Below are 15,712 nucleotides of genomic sequence, written 5' to 3' on the forward strand. Positions count from 1 at the left end.
AAACCTATGAAAAAGCTTAAAGTGCTGGAAAGCCTGTCCGCCTGCGGTGTAGTTGCCGTAATTCGGGCGGATAATGTAGAGGATGCTTGTAAAATGTCGTCAGCTTGTATTGAAGGCGGCTTGACGATGATTGAAGTAGCGTTTACAACGCCTGGTGCGGATGAAGCCATCCGCAGGCTGACTGCGGAACACGGGAATCATGCGGTCATCGGCGCGGGAACTGTACTTGATCCGGTCACGGCCCGAATCGCGATTCTGGCTGGAGCCGAGTTTGTAGTCAGTCCATCGTTTGACAGCGAGACGGCGAAGATCTGTAATTTATACGGAATCCCTTACATGCCGGGCATCCTGACACTGGGCGAAATCAAAGAAGCTCTTAAATCTGGAGTCGATGTATTAAAGCTGTTCCCAGGCAGCGCGTTTGGTCCGGATTTTGTGAAAGCGGTCAAAGGCCCTATGCCTCATATCAGCATTATGCCTACCGGCGGCGTGGATCTGGAGAATATGGAGCAATGGCTGAAAGCCGGCTGCATCGCAGTCGGTATTGGCGGTAATCTGACGGCTCCCGCGAAGCAGGGAAGATACGACAAAATTACGGAGTTGGCCGCTGCTTATGTGGCCAAATATCAAACACTGCGCGGCAGCGTATAGGACGCTCTTTGTTTATTAGAATATCCTTTGAAATTTTGGAATAACGACGGTTTGACGCAGGTCCAGTGATGTGAACGTTTGAACTGCGAAGCCTCATACTCCAGTTCAGTCCGGTCGTGGCTTGTCAGAAGGACGTGGATTAGCCATAATAAAATCTCCAGATAAAAAATGACCGGAAGGAGCGAGAGGGGATGGAATATAACCCTGCACAATTGATCGGACATGGCTTGCAGCTGGCCGGGAGCAGCCTGCGTTACCCATTTTATCCGGATGTGCCTGTCTTGTATGTCGGAAGCAAAATGTTTGCTCTCTTCGGAAGGAATGAAGATTACCCGAGCATGACTGTAAAAACCAACCCGGAAGAAGCATGGATCGTGCGTGAGCAATATCACGGGACTGTAATTCCAGGTTATCATATGAATAAAAAGCACTGGAATACGGTTCTGCTTAATGGGAAAGTGCCGGAACCTATTTTGTATGAAATGATCGAGGAATCCTATGGCCTTGTGCTTCGAAACCTGCCGCGCAGCGAGCGGGAGACGATAACCGGCTTATTGAAGTAGAATTTCACTTATAAAAAAGCTTAACTTGACTATCTCCTGTTGGGTTAAGCTTTTTTACATTTTGCGAAGAACTTTCAGACAGAAAAGGGCTTGCTCACAAGTAGAGAAAGGTGAAAGGGTTATAGGACAAGGCCGGTAAAGAATACTTCCTTATAGGAGTGTGATCCAGGGGAGGAATTAAAACTTTGACCAAGCCAAGGAAAGTATATGTTTACGCCATAAGCGGAAAGACCATCCGTTCGATTAAAATCATCATTCTGGTTGATGTTCTTATGGGCACGGGGCTTTATTTCACGGTAAAATGGATGACCTCCAGCCTGCTGATTTCCACTATAGGAAGCATTGCGGGTAGTGAAGGCTATAAATGGAGGCTTAGAAAACAGCGGTTCAAAGTGGTTTCCGTTAAGAAAACGTCCTATCCATCAAGGATAAATGAACGGTTCCATGGTAAAGCTATAAGCCTGTTCCGTAAAAATTGACAATTCCGCCAGAGGGTACTAATATATTCAAGCGTAGAAAAAGTAACTTATTGCTCTATAAATAGCAGCTTACCTTTATAAGGTATTGCAGAACCTTAGCAGAAACTATTGGAGGGAACATACGGATGAGCAGCAACGAAGCTAAACGCCAGCAAATTCTGGACGCTTTTCATTTCAGACATGCTACTAAATCTTTTGATCATGAGCGTAAAATTGCGGACGAGGATTTCCAAACGATCCTCGAAGCAGGCAGATTGTCTCCAAGTTCAGTCGGTTTGGAACCTTGGAAGTTTCTGGTTGTTCAAAACAGCGACCTTCGTGAAAAGATCAAAAAAGTCTCTTGGGGAGCGCAAGGGCAGCTGCCTACGGCCAGCCATTTTGTTGTCCTTCTGGCCCGCAGGAACGGACGTTATGATACGGAATATTTCTGGAACCAGATGACGAAGATCAAGGGGATTCCGGAAGATACGGTCCGTCAAATGATGGGCCGTTATGCGGAATTCCAGGGAGAAGACTTCAATTTGTTTGAAAGCGAGCGCGCCTTATTTGACTGGGCCTGCAAGCAGACCTATATCGCTTTGGGCAACATGATGACCGCCGCAGCACTGCTGGGCATCGATTCCTGCCCGATTGAAGGCTTTAACCAAGCCGCATTAAATGAGGTTCTCGAGCAGGCGGGACTGCTGGAGAACGGAACATACGGCATCAGCGTAATGGCCGCGTTTGGTTACCGGGTGCAGGAGCGGCGTCCGCAATCCAGAAGAAGTGCAGAAGACGTTATTCAGTGGCTTAACTGATGAAACATGAATAAGCAAAGCAAACCTAACCTAACATCTGATTGAAAAGCAGCAAGCCCCGTTTCAGGTTTGAAATCTGAACGGGGCTTTTCTTGTTTTTCTTTACATCCGGAGCGAGGAGAGCAGATCATCGAGCGTTCCGTTAAATTGATCCAGGTCGACATTTCCTGTCACACCTGGAATACTTCCGGTTTGGGAGTATTGCCATATAGACCAGCTGTCCCAAGCCGTAACCGGGGTAGGCTGCTTGCTGCTGTATTTGGCTACCCAAAGCTTATAAGCAGAGAAGGTAGCGTCAAAGTTGGCGGCAAATACATTGCCCGTATAAATCGTCGGGCGGACTCCGGTAACCGTTTCGAATTCGGACAAAAAGGCCTTGGCCACTTGGTTAATCTGGGCGGTTGTCAATTTGCCCGGATTGTCTTCATAATCCAGCACGGGCGGAAGATCAAGCTGCTCAATCCCGCCTGCGGACTGCAGGGTTTCGATAAAGTGATCCGCCTCAAGCCGTGCATTCTCCGGCGTTGTGGCATCCAGGAAGTGATAGGCGCCTGTAAGCAAGCCTGCGGCTTTTGCACCTGCCAGATTGGCGGCAAACTGCGGGTCCTTAAACGTCTTGCCTTCCGACGCTTTGATGAAAACAAAGGAATAACCGGAGGCGGCGACGTTTGCCCAGTCGATCGAGCCATTATGATGGGACACGTCAAGCCCCATGGCGATGCCGGTTGATGTGCCGGCCTGCGGGGCCGAATCGCTGGCAGCCGGCTGCAACTGAATCGTGATCGTACCTGACGATTGCTGAAGCTGATAAGATTGGGCTCCATTCAGAACCAAGACGATTTGGATCGAAGAGGAGTCATCCGAACCGCTGAACTGGGAAAGCTCGATTTCATTGACGTTAGGATCGCTTGGCAGAAGAATATCTCCGTGATGATTGTCGTCAAGCGGATATTTCTGCGTAAAGCCTGCATCAAAAACCGCAGCAGGCAAATCAACCTGGAGGCGATTCGGATCACTCAGCAGAGCTGTCCCAGGCTCCGTTGAGCCTTGAACGGTCAGCACTAACTTCCCATCTGCCAAACTCAAATCCTTGAGCACGGCTTGCGCAGGTTTATCGGACACGGAGACGGAGGTGTCCTCTGGCTTGGAACCGAGAGCAGGCGAGGAAGCTTGTCCTGTCCCGGACCCCGAAACGGGATTGGGCTCCGCAGTTGTTCCCTTGGACGGCTGACCTTTAGATGTAGTGATTTTTACCGATTTTGTCGCTGACTCCCAGGCCACCACACTCCCGAGCTGTTCTCCAACAAAACGGATCGGGACAAAAGCCGTATTGCCGGAAAGAACTGGGGCGGCGCTTAACTGAATGGTTTGTCCATCTGCCACAGCCTCAAGACGGTTCAAGTTCAGTTTGATCGTCTGGCTTGCGTTATGTATAGTAATCGTTTTATCTCCGTTATTCCAATCCACGGTATAATTCATCTCTTCGGTCAAAACCCGCAGTGGAACCAGCACCCGGTTGTTAGAAATAATGATTTGCTCTGATTTCGATAGACTTATCTCCTGATTATTCAGGAACAAATGGGTGCTCTCCTTGGCCGAAACCGCCTGAGTCTGAACCCAGCAGAGCGTTAGGAACGCGAATAAGCCGAAAAATAACAGTTTCTTCATGATGTACCACCATTCTATGATTTGTAATCTTCAGGACGGAGAAATTGTTTGTTGCCCTGACTCTATCTTTTGACGATAAATTAATCGTAAAAGTTTCGATTAGATTCGAGGATTTATAAAGTTTTTTAAGGGTGAGGACTTTTCAAAAGGGAACGTCTATATCGGGCAAGCGGCTCCTGACATCCGTGTGTGTCTCGATGCTGATCGCCTGGTTGCCGACTTGGCATTAATCGGATAGTCAAAGACACCTGTTTACAAATCGTAATTATTACGATATAATCGAATCTTGTAATCGTAATAATTACGAATAACCAACAGGTACATAGTTATTGGCCAGTCAGAACTAGACGGCCAAAGCTTATCGAAAGACACGGTTTAAAGGGTTCTATTAGAAAAGGGGTTTAGAAATGAAACGCAGGAAACAGCTACTCGTTATACTTTCATTATCTTTAGTTCTGGTTGCAGCAGGATGCGGATCGAAACAGACCGGAGATCAAAGTCAAGCCGGGGATGCTGTGTCAGCATCCAACTCATCGGCGGTATCGACTGCCGGGGTGAAACTTAAGATTGAGACAAGCTTCTACCCGATGTACGAATTTACCCGTCACGTAGCGGGCGATCTTGCCGAGGTGCACAATCTGGTTCCGGCTGGCGCCGAACCTCACGATTGGGAGCCTGTACCCAAGGACATCGCGGAAATTACGGATGCAGACGTATTGGTCTATAATGGCGCAGGTATGGAGGGCTGGATCGATCAGGTCGCTTCCAGTGCGACAGGCGGACATCTAAAGCTTATTGAAGCCAGCAAAGGATTAGATATCATGGATGGTTTTGTGGAAGAGGAAGAAGAGGAGCCCGGCGAAGAAGTGGCCGGCCACGATCAGGATCAGGGTCACTCGGGACTGGACCCTCACGTCTGGCTGTCTCCGGCACTTGCCATCAAGGAAGTTCAAAATATCGAGCAGGGACTGGCACAAGCCGATCCAGCCGATGCAGATACGTTCAAAGCCAACGCTGATGCTTATATAGCCGAGCTGCAAACGCTGGATCAGCAGTTTAAAGACAGCCTGAAAGATCCAAAACGCACGGATTTCATCACGCAGCATGCCGCGTTCGGTTATTTGGCTAGAGAATACGGCCTGACGCAGGTGCCTATTGCCGGTTTATCGCCGGATCAGGAGCCGTCAGCTGCCAAAATGGCGGAGATTGTACAATTCGCCAAGGAACACCAGGTGAAGACGATCTTTTTTGAAACGCTGGTTTCATCCAATGTTGCTGAGACCATCGCCAAGGAAATCGGCGCCAAGTCGGATGTGCTGAATCCGCTGGAAGGGTTGACCGATGAAGAGTTGGCCCAGAACCAGAATTATATTAGTGTCATGAAACAGAATCTGACCGCGCTGCAAAAAGCTTTGAATGAAAATAACTCGTATCACTCTTATAACGGCATTTTACAATGCAATTAAAACCCGATCTAAAAAAACAATCTAACCCAATTAATAAACAGAAAGGTTGATTTTCAGTGGCTAAAAAGTCCAAAGTGGTAAAAGAACTAAAACGCCAGGCCTTGGTAGAGAAATACGCGGAGAAAAGAAGAGAGCTGAAAGCCAAAGGGGATTACGAAGCTTTGCAGAAGCTGCCGCGTGATTCGTCCGTAACAAGACTTCACAGCCGCTGCTTGGTGAGCGGCAGACCAAGAGGTTACCTCAGCAAATATAAAGTATCCCGGATTGTGTTCCGTGAACTGGCTCATCAGGGACGGATTCCGGGTGTGAAGAAAGCCAGCTGGTAAGCGGAGCATTAATGAAACGGGCTTTAATTGAGCTTGGTTGAGCTTTAATCGAGTTTTCAGCTTTAAATAACAAAAGCGGCGATCCGCCTTCGGAGTTTTTCTTCCGGGCAGATCGCCGTTTTCTTTTATTGGACGGGTGAATTGTAATAAAATGGAGTTAAATCAGAAAGATCAGTTGTGATTCACATGTACCACTCAAAAGGAGATAGACGTGATGAAACGAATGATTTCGGGTGCTGTTTTACCGGCTGCTCTCGGCATCCTTATCTTACTCGCAATCGTTATCTATACGGGCACTTATTCCTATAACCATTCTTCCATTTCCAAAGTGCTAAATTCAGAGGACGGCAGCTGGACATTTATCCCTTTCGCGCAAGGCGAAATAGCCTTATTGAATGATGATAAAGAGCTGGACGCCATTTATTTGAAAAGGGGACTGTTAGGCTGGAACAAGGTCATCGAACCGGCTCCGATTCCAAAAAATACGCAAGCCTACAATCAACGATTTTCTTTCTTTCAAGCGGATGGTCAAACCTTTATATTCGGTTATTTTCCTTCTGATGATATGAAGACCGTAACTTTTAATGATGAACCTTCTTCTTTCGGAAGCGGTTCTTTGGAAATCAGTTATAGGGTAGGGGAAGACGGGAGCTGGTTTATACCTGTAAACCGAAATATATCATCCCTAAATGGTGACGACCTGTATGTCACTTTGGACGACGGCACCCGGATTTCTTACCCGTTTACTGAGTTGAACTAAATTATTGGGCTTCCAAATCGTGAGCACGGCTTACTGTCAAGGCGGCATGCAGCGCCACAAACACCATCGTAAAGACGCACACGAGAGTCATGGAGTCGTAGATGTCGCGATAGCCGGTACCGGTGAAGCATAGCAGCAAATAGTTCAAGCTTTGAATAGCATAGACCGCAATTGGCTCCAACCAGTAGGATTTGCTGAACGATTCCGTGCCTTTCTTGTCATACTTGGCAAGGTAAAGGGCAAAAATTTGCATAAACAGATAAACGACGAAGAACCAGCCGAAATAATTGGAGATAGGCACACCGTAATAATTTCCCCCGTCTTCCCAAATCCATTGTTGACTAATAGTTGAGGTTAACGGGCTGGCTGACGAGGCTGTAGACCCTGAAATTGCGGAATATTTATTTAAATTTGCCGAGGCGGGCGGGATGGGCATGATGATTAAGTGGGTGAATGACGGTTATGTAACGCCTCCTGCCGAGATGGCTGCTTTGATTATCCGAATCATTCGAGGCGGAATATCCTCATTTACAGACGAAAGGTGACTCCAGATTTAGTGGGGTCACCTTTTTTTGAATTTACGTCGTTCCTCTGCGATAGGAGCTGGGGCTGACGCCGGTCGCCTTCTTGAAGGTACGAGAGAAGTGGGGGAGATCCATGCCGAGCTGCTCCGCAGTATCCGAAATCGACAAATTGGAAAAAGAAAGCAGCCGCTTCGCCTTGTCCATCCGCTTCTGCTGGACATAGTGGATAGGCGTAACGCCCATCAGCTTCTTAAAATAAGGGATGAAATAATTGGGATGAAGATGGATAATATCGGCCAGCGTATCGATCTCGATCGTCTGATCCAAATGTTCTTCAATATACTGCAGTACGCTGCCGAGTTTGACCCGTTCTTCATGGAACAGGAAGCGGTCCAGCTCTGCTGTATATCCGGAATGCTCCATGCAGTAGGCAAGCAGATGCAGCAGCGCCGATTTGAGCCGCAGCGGAGCCAGATACCCGCCTTGACTGAACTGCACCTCCATATTCAGAAACAGCCGCCGGGTTGCCTCCGGCTCCTCCGCATCTACAAGAATGAGTTTCCCTTCGGGGGCAAACAGCGGCCATTCGCCGATCTTGGCGTCAAAATGGCAGAAGTGACGTGTATAGGGGTTGTCCCGGGAAGTGGTGGTGGTCTGGACAGAACCAGCGGGCATAATCATCAGCTGCCCCGGCTTCGGGTAGTGGAGCTCGCCGTTCAGCAGCACGCTTCCTTCACCATCCGCAATATAATACAGCCGGCTAAACGACGGAATTTCATCGGTACGGTTCCACCCGCCAAAATGAGACCTGGAATGAACCAGGGATACGGATACACTCAGATTCTCCATTAAACTTTCGGCAAAAGAAAGAGCTTCAGACATGTTGACAGCCTCCTGCTTCATCATCCTCCTCATTATAATCTAAATATAAAAATTTGGCAGGAACACCTTAGTTATATACAAATCTGTCTTAGTTTCAACCATTCTCCTAAAGATGAAAGCGTTATATTCTCTATCCATAAAGATGACCAAGGAGGAATTCTAAGGGATGAATAAGGTACGATACGGAATCATCGGGATAGGAAATATGGGCAGATCGCATGCGGTTCAGCTGCTGGATCAGGTGAACGGGGCGGAGCTTGCCGCTGTATGCGATAGCTCCCCGGCCGCTTTAGCGTGGGCCAAAGACCGGCTGCCGGAAAGCGTTCAACAATTCAAGCAGCCGGAAAATTTGTTCAAGTCTGGTTTGATCGACGCGGTGATTATCGCAACGCCGCACTACGATCATCCGCCGCTGGCGATCCAGGCGTTTGACGCCGGCCTTCACGTGCTGATCGAGAAGCCTGCGGGCGTGTACACCAAAGCCGTCAGAGAGATGAATGCCAGAGCTGCGGCTTCGGATCGGGTGTTTGGCATCATGTACAATCAAAGAACCAATCCGCTGTATCAAAAGCTGAAAGAGCTGATTTCTTCCGGCGAGCTTGGCGAGATCCGGCGGACGAACTGGATTATTACCAATTGGTACCGCTCTCAAAGCTACTATAATTCCGGCGGCTGGCGAGCAACCTGGGCGGGGGAAGGCGGCGGCGTGCTGCTGAATCAGGACCCGCACCAGCTGGATCTCTGGCAGTGGACAACGGGCTTGATGCCTAAGCGTGTCCGCGCCTTTTGCCATTTTGGGAAATACCGTGATATTGAGGTCGAAGACGACGTAACGGCTTATGTGGAATATGAAAATGGTGCGACCGGCCTGTTCGTGACGACCACCGGCGAAGCGCCGGGTACCAACCGGTTTGAGGTCACTGGAGACCGGGGCAAAATCGTCATCGAAGACGACAAGCTTGTGTTCTGGCGGCTGCGTGTTCCAGAACCAGAATTTAATGCGTCCTTTAACGGCGGCTTTGGTGCGCCAGAATGCTGGAAATGTGAAATTCCGGTGCCTGCAAGCCATGGCGAGCAGCATCTGGGCATTCTCAAAAATTTCACGAATGCAATCCTGCACGGCGAGCAGCTGATTGCGCCGGGTGAAGAAGGGATCAAAGGCCTAACCTTGTCCAATGCAATGCACCTATCCGCCTGGGAAGATGACTGGGCCGACCTCCCGCTGGATGAAGACCGGTTCCATGAACTGCTGCAAAGCAAAATTGCCGCTTCGAAATATGAGAAGAAAACGGACGAGAGCCGTACGCTGGACGTAACGGGCACCCATTGAAGCCTTATACCCAAACGGGTACCTAACTGGTAACTAATACCCAATAACTGGCATCTAATAGCAAGCACTAATAGCCAAGCACTATAGCAATCACTAATACCTGATGCCTAAAGACTTGCCGACGCTTTCAAGCCGCCATTCAAATTGAAGAACAGGAGTGAAAATATAGATGAAACCCGTCAACTTAGCTGTACAGCTGTATACCCTGAGGAATTTCACGCAAACGGAAAAAGGGTTGAAGGATACTTTTAACAAGGTGGCAGCGATTGGCTACCGCTCCGCTCAGGTTTCCGGGATCGGACCGATTCCGCACGAAACGGTCAAGAAGCTGGCTGATGAAGCCGGGCTCTCCATCTGCGCGACTCATGTGCCATGGGACCGCCTGGTGGATGACCTGGAAGGGGTTGCCGAGCAGCATCGGCTGTGGAACTGCCGTTATGTCGGGCTTGGTTCCCTGCCGGAATCCTACCGGGGATCTGCCGATGGCTACAGAACCTTTGCGAAGCAGGCAAATGAAATAGCGCTCAAACTGAAGAACGACTATGATCTGCAATTTGTATATCATAACCATCATTTTGAATTTGAGAAATACGGCGACAAAACAGGCCTGGAAATCCTGTTTGATGAAACCGATCCTTCGGCTTTTGGATTTGAATTGGATCTGTATTGGGTCCAAGCCGGGGGCGGCGACCCTGTAGAATGGATCCACAAGGTTGCCGGACGGATGCAGGTCGTCCATTTCAAGGATATGGCAATTGTCTCCGGCAAACAGGTCTTTGCTGAAGTTGGAGAGGGCAATATGAACTATGAAGCGCTTATCCGGGCCTGTGACGAGACGGGCGTTGAATGGATGGTTGTGGAGCAGGACGAGTGCCGGCGCGATCCATTTGAAAGCGTGGACATCAGCTTGAAATACCTGCTTGGCAAATGCGAGGAGGTAAAGGCTTGAGCACAAACAACGGCATGATGTATGCTCCGGTCCATCAAGCGAAGCCGGTTGTCGGACCTGGCGGATTTGTTATGGCGGCCATGGCGCTGGACCACGGGCATATCTATGGCATGTGCAACGGACTGATCGAAGCCGGTGCCACACTGAAATGGGTGTACGATCCGGACCCGGTCAAGGTGGAGGATTTCACGGCACGTTATCCGCAGGCCCGGGCCGCCCGTTCTCCCGAAGAGATTCTGGAGGATCCGGAGGTCCGGCTGGTGGCGGCTGCCGCTGTGCCAAACGAACGGGGCCCACTGGGGCTGCGTGTGATGGCTGCGGGCAAGGATTATTTTACCGATAAAACGCCGTTCACCGCGCTGTCTCAGCTGGAAGACGCCAGACGCACAACCGCGGCGACCGGGCGTAAATATATGGTGTATTTCAGTGAACGGCTTCATGTGGAGAGCGCCATCTATGCAGGCAAACTGATTGAAGAGGGTGTTATTGGCAAGGTCATTCAGGTCATCGGCCTCGGGCCGCACCGGCTGAATGCGCCGGATCGTCCGGCCTGGTTCTTTGAGAAGGAGAAATACGGCGGCATTCTCTGCGATATTGGCAGCCATCAGATCGAGCAGTTTCTGTATTTTGCCGGCTGCAAGGATGCCAAAGTGCTGCACAGTAAGGTAGCCAATTATGCCAATCCCGATTATCCGGAGCTTGAGGATTTTGGGGATGCCGCGCTGGTGGGCGACAACGGTGCTTCGAACTATTTCCGGGTGGACTGGTTTACGCCGGACGGACTTGGCGTTTGGGGCGACGGAAGATGCACCATTCTGGGTACGGAAGGTTATATCGAGCTTCGCAAATACGTGGATCTTGCCCGTTCCAAAGGAGGCGACCATGTCTACTGGGCCGACCGCAAAGGCGAGCATTACTCCGATGTTCACGGCAAGGTCGGTTATCCATTCTTCGGCGAGCTGATTCTCGACTGCCTGAACCGGACGGAAACAGCCATGACCCAGGAGCATGTCTTCAAAGCCGCCGAGCTTTGTCTGCAGGCTCAGAATCTGGCGGTGAACGTGACTCCTGTTGGTGGGAAACCGCTGCGGTTGTAGCTGCATTTCTAATAGAGAGAGGCGATTCACGATGAAAGAAATAGGAGCAGCCATAGTCGGCTGCGGCAGTATATTTTCGCTGCACGCCAAAGCTTTGAGCGAGCTGGAAGGGGTGCGCCTGCGGACCGTTGTCGATACTGACGCCGAGCGGGCGCGTCTGGCCGCCGAGGAATATGGATGCGAAGCGCTAACTGATATTCAGGCGTTACTCGGGAATCCGGATATCCAGGTCGTCCATTTATGCACGCCCCATCATCTGCATGTGCCGATGGCGCTTACGCTGCTGAAGGCAGGCAAACACGTGCTGACCGAAAAGCCGATCTCCCATACGCTGAGCGAAGGGAAAGAGCTGGCCGAAACCGCTGCCATCAGCGGGAAGCAGCTTGGGGTTTGCTTTCAGAACCGGTACAATGAAGCGTCCTTACGTATCAAGGAAACGATATTGTCAGGCGAACTAGGCAAGCTGCTTGGCATGAAAGCGATCGTAACCTGGTACCGGGACGAGGCGTATTACACGCAAAGCCCATGGCGCGGCAAATGGGCCACCGAAGGCGGCGGCGTGCTGATGAATCAGTCGATTCATACGCTTGATCTGCTGCAATGGTTCGGCGGCGACATTGCGTCCGTCCGCGGAAGTGTTACGACGGATTCGCTGGACGGTGTCATCGAGGTTGAGGATACGGCGCATGCCCGCATTCGTTTCACCAACGGGGCGACCGCCCTATTCTATGCTACTAACGGCTATGTGGACAATTCCCCAGTCGAGCTTGAGATTGTCTTTGAAGGAGGCAAGCTGATTCAGCGCAGCGATTCCTTGTATCAGGTGAAGGACGGGGAAGAAGATGTCTTGTGCGGCGCCGCGGCCCTCACCGGGCCTCCGGGCAAATCGTATTGGGGCAGCAGCCATGCCAGCCTGATTCAGGATTTCTATGCCTGCCTGCAGAAGGGCGAGGCGTTTGCGATTGACGGATGGGAAGGACTCAAGGCCGTCAAGCTGGCGGACGATATCTATGTATCTTCCGGTGTGGAAAGGCTGGCCAAATCCCGGTCTTAACCGGGCCCGATTCTGCTGACGACCCAACAAACTACAAACAAACTACAAACAAACTGGTACACAAACTCAAACCAAGATCAAATCAACCCCAGCCCGCCGGAAGGCGGGTTTATTTCATTGGATAAGCAGAGAACAAAGCAGAGAACAATTAGGATCGGCGGGAAGTAGAAGAAGATAAAAGAAAATAAAAGAAAATAGATTGGATTACGGTTAGTAAAATAGATACAATTTATGCAGGAGCATTTTTACTGAACAAGAATATTAGCAAGAGTATTACCAGGAGTATTGCATAATTTGAATGGAAAGAAGGGATCGGATTGAATAACAGCGCCGTGCAGCTGGAGCTCCGAAGGCGAAGCGCCCTCAGTCTGGATGGAAGCACGTTAAAAATCATCGCCATAATCGCCATGCTGATCGATCATATTGCAGCCGTCATTCTGATTCATCCCGAGATTAACGGGAATCATCCCGCATTCGTACATACCGGACAATATATGCGAATGGCCGGCCGGCTCGCTTTTCCCATCTTCTGCTTCTTGTTGGTCGAGGGGTTCATGTATACCGGCAATAGGCAGAAATATGCCATGCGGCTTATCGCTTTTGCTTTCCTTTCGGAAATCCCGTTCGATCTCGCGTTCAGCGGGCAGATTGTGAATCTCGCAAAACAAAATGTCTTCTTCACGTTATGGATTGGACTGCTGGTGATGATGGGGTTCGAGTATCTTAGGAGCAGGGAGACAGACCCTAGGCGTTTCTCTCTGAGGGCGGTTATGGGGCTGCTGGCTTGTACATTTCTGAGTGCTTTCTATGTCCTCCCATCCGGGCTGCAAATGCTGAATGAGACTTTTCATGCGTTTGGTTCTTCGGCACAAATCACGTTACCGCAATCTACTTTGGGAAGCCTGCTGTGGGTAAACGGGCTGGTATGGATTATCATTTACTTAGCGCTAAGCGCCAAAATTCCTGTTCAAAGGTTAAATTCGGCTTTGGAGCTGGCTTCTGTTACCTTCATCGGGGTTATATTGGCGACGGCGCTCCACACGGACTACGGCGGTTTCGGAATCATGACGATTGCATCGATGTACGTGTTCCGCAGGCACCGGGTAAAATCCATGCTGGCCGGCTCAATTATCCTTACCTGCATGAGTTTGATCGAAATATGGGCTTTCTTAAACGCCGGACTCATCCGCTTCTATAACGGCAAACGAGGATTAAAGCTGAAATATGTGTTTTATCTCTTTTATCCCGTCCACCTGGTTCTCTTATATTTCATCGCAAGCCTGATTAACAAGGGATGAATCGCACTGAAACTCGCTGAATGCCGCTATATTCCGCTGACGTCGTTGAACGGTTCCGGGATGGACATCCCCCGCTGTTTCGCGGACTGACTTATCCGCACCTCCTTTTGGAGGTGTTTTTTTTGTTTGAAAATCGGTAAATATATATTCATATTTAATAATTATTTATTGATAAACGATAAATCAAATGCTAAAATCAGATTCAGAAATCAAAGTGGGGTGTATGAAATGGAACGCATATCAACTTTCTTTTTAAAAGCAACGGTGATTCTGATGGGTCTGGTGATTCTGGCCTTGTGTATCTTTGGGCTGCCTTCGATTGCGAAAGGCTTTGACGGGTATTTTTCGGACTATTGGCTTTACCCGACTATTACGGGAATGTATTTGTCGGCTGTGCCGTTCTTTGCGGCCTTGTATCAGGCTTTAAAGCTGCTGAGCTATATTGACCGCAACACGGCGTTCTCGGATTCGTCCGTCAGGGCCTTAAAGATCATTAAATACTGCGCTTTTGCAATCTGTATTTTGTATGTGGCGATTCTTCCTTTCTTGTATTTCATGGCCGATCAGGATGATGCTCCCGGTCTCATCGTTATCGGGCTGGTTGTGATTTTTGCTTCTCTGGTGATTGGCGTTTTTGCCGCTGTGCTTCAGAAGCTGTTAAAGAATGCGATCGATATCAAATCCGAAAATGATTTAACGGTCTGAGGTGAGGACAATGGCGATTATTATTAATGTTGATGTGATGCTGGCCAAACGAAAGATGAGCGTAACGGAACTCGCCGACCGGGTGGGAATCACGATGGCGAATCTCTCCATTTTAAAGAACGGGAAAGCCAAGGCCATTCGGTTCTCCACGCTGGAGGCAATCTGCAAAGCGCTGGATTGTCAACCGGGAGATATTCTGGAATACAGGCCTGGCGAATATTTTGAAGGATAAGAAGAGATCCGGGGAGATCCTGTCATGAAGAAGATGAAACCTGTAGTCCAGCTTCTGCATTTTGGCTACCAGCAGGCGATGAGCTGCATTTTTCCTGTTGCGATTTTTCTGACGTTAGCGGTGTCGGGGGTTGTCCAGCTGCCTTTCATTCACCGTTATGATCTGATTCTTGTGGTTCTGCTGCTGGTCCAGTACGGGATGTACCGGAGCGGTCTGGAGACCCGTGATGAAATCAAGGTGATCTGCGTGTTTCATATCATCGGATTAGCGCTGGAAATCTATAAGGTGAAGATGGGCTCGTGGTCGTATCCGGAGCCGGCTTTGAGTAAAGTGTTCGGTGTGCCGCTGTACAGCGGGTTCATGTATGCCAGTGTTGCCAGTTATATGTGCCAGGCATGGCGCAGACTGAAGATGGATATGACCGGCTGGCCAGGGCTTCTTGCTGCGGGGCTGCTTGGCGGGGCGATCTACCTGAACTTCTTCACCCATCATTTTATCCCCGATTTCCGCTGGTGGCTGGCGCTGCTTGTGCTGGTTGTCTTCTGGAGAACCTGGATCATCTACCGGGTGCGGGGGAAGGTTTACCGGATGCCGCTCACGCTGGCCTTTTTTCTGGTAGGCTTCTTCATCTGGCTGGCCGAAAATATCGCTACGTTCTTTAACGCCTGGAAATATCCGGACCAATACGAGGCCTGGCATCCCGTCAGCGTCAGCAAGATCAGTTCCTGGTTCCTGCTGGTCATCATCAGCGTCATTATCGTCGCTCAGTTAAAGCATGTGAAGGCTGGCAGAATGGCAGAAGGCACAAAGTTCGAAGTTGTGAAAGACCCGGCGGAGGAAGGTGCAGGCAATTCATGATAGCGCGTTCATGCCTGATTTTGCTACAATAGGAACGTTGGGATTTAATAGTAGAAAAATAAGGAGGCAACGT

Annotated in this window: 19 protein-coding genes; 16 read left to right on the forward strand and 3 right to left on the reverse strand. The window is 49.7% G+C overall.

Annotated elements, in window-relative coordinates; translation table 11 throughout:
- The first annotated feature begins 6 nt into the window (after nt 1-6).
- From CBE73_RS02895 to CBE73_RS02910, 4 genes are all read left to right on the forward strand, one after another.
- Nucleotides 7-651: a bifunctional 2-keto-4-hydroxyglutarate aldolase/2-keto-3-deoxy-6-phosphogluconate aldolase gene (locus CBE73_RS02895; protein WP_094092923.1), complete on the forward strand. Its 645-nt coding sequence runs from the start codon at nt 7-9 to the stop codon at nt 649-651.
- 191 nt (nt 652-842) lie between these two features.
- Nucleotides 843-1,214, forward strand: a complete 372-nt coding sequence (locus CBE73_RS02900; protein WP_094092924.1) for an MmcQ/YjbR family DNA-binding protein — start codon at nt 843-845, stop codon at nt 1,212-1,214.
- Between the two features lie 185 nt (nt 1,215-1,399).
- Nucleotides 1,400-1,693 carry a hypothetical protein gene (locus CBE73_RS02905; RefSeq protein ID WP_094092925.1) on the forward strand — a complete coding sequence of 98 codons (294 nt, stop codon included), beginning with the start codon at nt 1,400-1,402 and terminating at the stop codon, nt 1,691-1,693.
- Nucleotides 1,694-1,818: 125 nt separating this feature from the next.
- On the forward strand, nt 1,819-2,490 hold the full coding sequence (locus CBE73_RS02910; RefSeq protein WP_094092926.1) for an NAD(P)H-dependent oxidoreductase: 672 nt from the start codon (nt 1,819-1,821) through the stop codon (nt 2,488-2,490).
- Nucleotides 2,491-2,592: 102 nt separating this feature from the next.
- Here CBE73_RS02910 and CBE73_RS02915 read toward each other — a convergent pair whose 3' ends face one another.
- Entirely contained in the window at nt 2,593-4,158 is a 1,566-nt protein-coding gene (locus tag CBE73_RS02915; protein WP_094092927.1) for a GH25 family lysozyme, read from the reverse strand.
- A 407-nt stretch (nt 4,159-4,565) separates the two neighbouring features.
- Here CBE73_RS02915 and CBE73_RS02920 point away from each other — a divergent pair, with 407 nt between their 5' ends.
- The 3 genes from CBE73_RS02920 to CBE73_RS02930 all read left to right on the forward strand — a co-directional run bounded on the left by CBE73_RS02920 (nt 4,566) and on the right by CBE73_RS02930 (nt 6,710).
- Nucleotides 4,566-5,624, forward strand: a complete 1,059-nt coding sequence (locus tag CBE73_RS02920; protein WP_094092928.1) for a metal ABC transporter substrate-binding protein — start codon at nt 4,566-4,568, stop codon at nt 5,622-5,624.
- 56 nt (nt 5,625-5,680) lie between these two features.
- A complete protein-coding gene (rpsN, locus tag CBE73_RS02925) occupies nt 5,681-5,950 on the forward strand; it encodes a 30S ribosomal protein S14 (RefSeq protein WP_094092929.1) in 270 nt (89 codons plus the stop codon).
- Nucleotides 5,951-6,164: 214 nt separating this feature from the next.
- Complete coding sequence (locus CBE73_RS02930) at nt 6,165-6,710, forward strand: hypothetical protein (RefSeq protein WP_094092930.1); 546 nt, start codon at nt 6,165-6,167, stop codon at nt 6,708-6,710.
- 1 nt (nt 6,711) lies between these two features.
- On the opposite strand, the gene CBE73_RS02935 is transcribed toward CBE73_RS02930, so the two are convergent.
- Complete coding sequence (locus tag CBE73_RS02935; RefSeq protein ID WP_094092931.1) at nt 6,712-7,146, reverse strand: carotenoid biosynthesis protein; 435 nt, start codon at nt 7,144-7,146, stop codon at nt 6,712-6,714.
- On the opposite strand from CBE73_RS02935, the gene CBE73_RS22545 reads away from it, so the two are divergent.
- Nucleotides 7,073-7,255 (forward strand): TetR-like C-terminal domain-containing protein, encoded by a 183-nt coding sequence (locus tag CBE73_RS22545; protein WP_268237140.1) that lies wholly within the window; start codon nt 7,073-7,075, stop codon nt 7,253-7,255. The genes CBE73_RS02935 and CBE73_RS22545 overlap by 74 nt on opposite strands.
- A 33-nt stretch (nt 7,256-7,288) precedes the next feature.
- On the opposite strand, the gene CBE73_RS02940 is transcribed toward CBE73_RS22545, so the two are convergent.
- On the reverse strand, nt 7,289-8,116 hold the full coding sequence (locus tag CBE73_RS02940; RefSeq protein ID WP_094096101.1) for an AraC family transcriptional regulator: 828 nt from the start codon (nt 8,114-8,116) through the stop codon (nt 7,289-7,291).
- Between the two features lie 166 nt (nt 8,117-8,282).
- Between CBE73_RS02940 and CBE73_RS02945 the strand changes: the two genes are divergently transcribed.
- The 8 genes from CBE73_RS02945 to CBE73_RS02980 all read left to right on the forward strand — a co-directional run bounded on the left by CBE73_RS02945 (nt 8,283) and on the right by CBE73_RS02980 (nt 15,639).
- The gene (locus CBE73_RS02945; RefSeq protein ID WP_094092932.1) at nt 8,283-9,446 is read left to right on the forward strand and encodes a Gfo/Idh/MocA family protein; all 1,164 of its coding nucleotides are present in this window, start codon (nt 8,283-8,285) and stop codon (nt 9,444-9,446) included.
- A gap of 169 nt (nt 9,447-9,615) precedes the next feature.
- On the forward strand, nt 9,616-10,395 hold the full coding sequence (locus CBE73_RS02950) for a sugar phosphate isomerase/epimerase family protein (RefSeq protein ID WP_094092933.1): 780 nt from the start codon (nt 9,616-9,618) through the stop codon (nt 10,393-10,395).
- On the forward strand, nt 10,392-11,492 hold the full coding sequence (locus tag CBE73_RS02955) for a Gfo/Idh/MocA family protein (RefSeq protein WP_094092934.1): 1,101 nt from the start codon (nt 10,392-10,394) through the stop codon (nt 11,490-11,492). The genes CBE73_RS02950 and CBE73_RS02955 overlap by 4 nt, the downstream gene beginning before the upstream one ends.
- A 31-nt stretch (nt 11,493-11,523) precedes the next feature.
- Nucleotides 11,524-12,546, forward strand: coding sequence for a Gfo/Idh/MocA family protein (locus tag CBE73_RS02960; protein WP_094092935.1), 1,023 nt, complete (start codon nt 11,524-11,526; stop codon nt 12,544-12,546).
- 317 nt (nt 12,547-12,863) lie between these two features.
- Entirely contained in the window at nt 12,864-13,844 is a 981-nt protein-coding gene (locus tag CBE73_RS21820) for a TraX family protein (protein WP_157739370.1), read from the forward strand.
- Nucleotides 13,845-14,072: 228 nt separating this feature from the next.
- Nucleotides 14,073-14,549, forward strand: coding sequence for a DUF2975 domain-containing protein (locus CBE73_RS02970; protein WP_094096102.1), 477 nt, complete (start codon nt 14,073-14,075; stop codon nt 14,547-14,549).
- A gap of 10 nt (nt 14,550-14,559) precedes the next feature.
- Nucleotides 14,560-14,781: a helix-turn-helix domain-containing protein gene (locus CBE73_RS02975; protein WP_094092936.1), complete on the forward strand. Its 222-nt coding sequence runs from the start codon at nt 14,560-14,562 to the stop codon at nt 14,779-14,781.
- Nucleotides 14,782-14,814: 33 nt separating this feature from the next.
- Nucleotides 14,815-15,639, forward strand: coding sequence for a DUF817 domain-containing protein (locus CBE73_RS02980; RefSeq protein WP_094096103.1), 825 nt, complete (start codon nt 14,815-14,817; stop codon nt 15,637-15,639).
- The last annotated feature ends 73 nt before the right edge of the window (nt 15,640-15,712 follow it).

The organism is Paenibacillus physcomitrellae, assembly GCF_002240225.1.
Taxonomy (GTDB): Bacteria; Bacillota; Bacilli; order Paenibacillales; family Paenibacillaceae; genus Fontibacillus; species Fontibacillus physcomitrellae.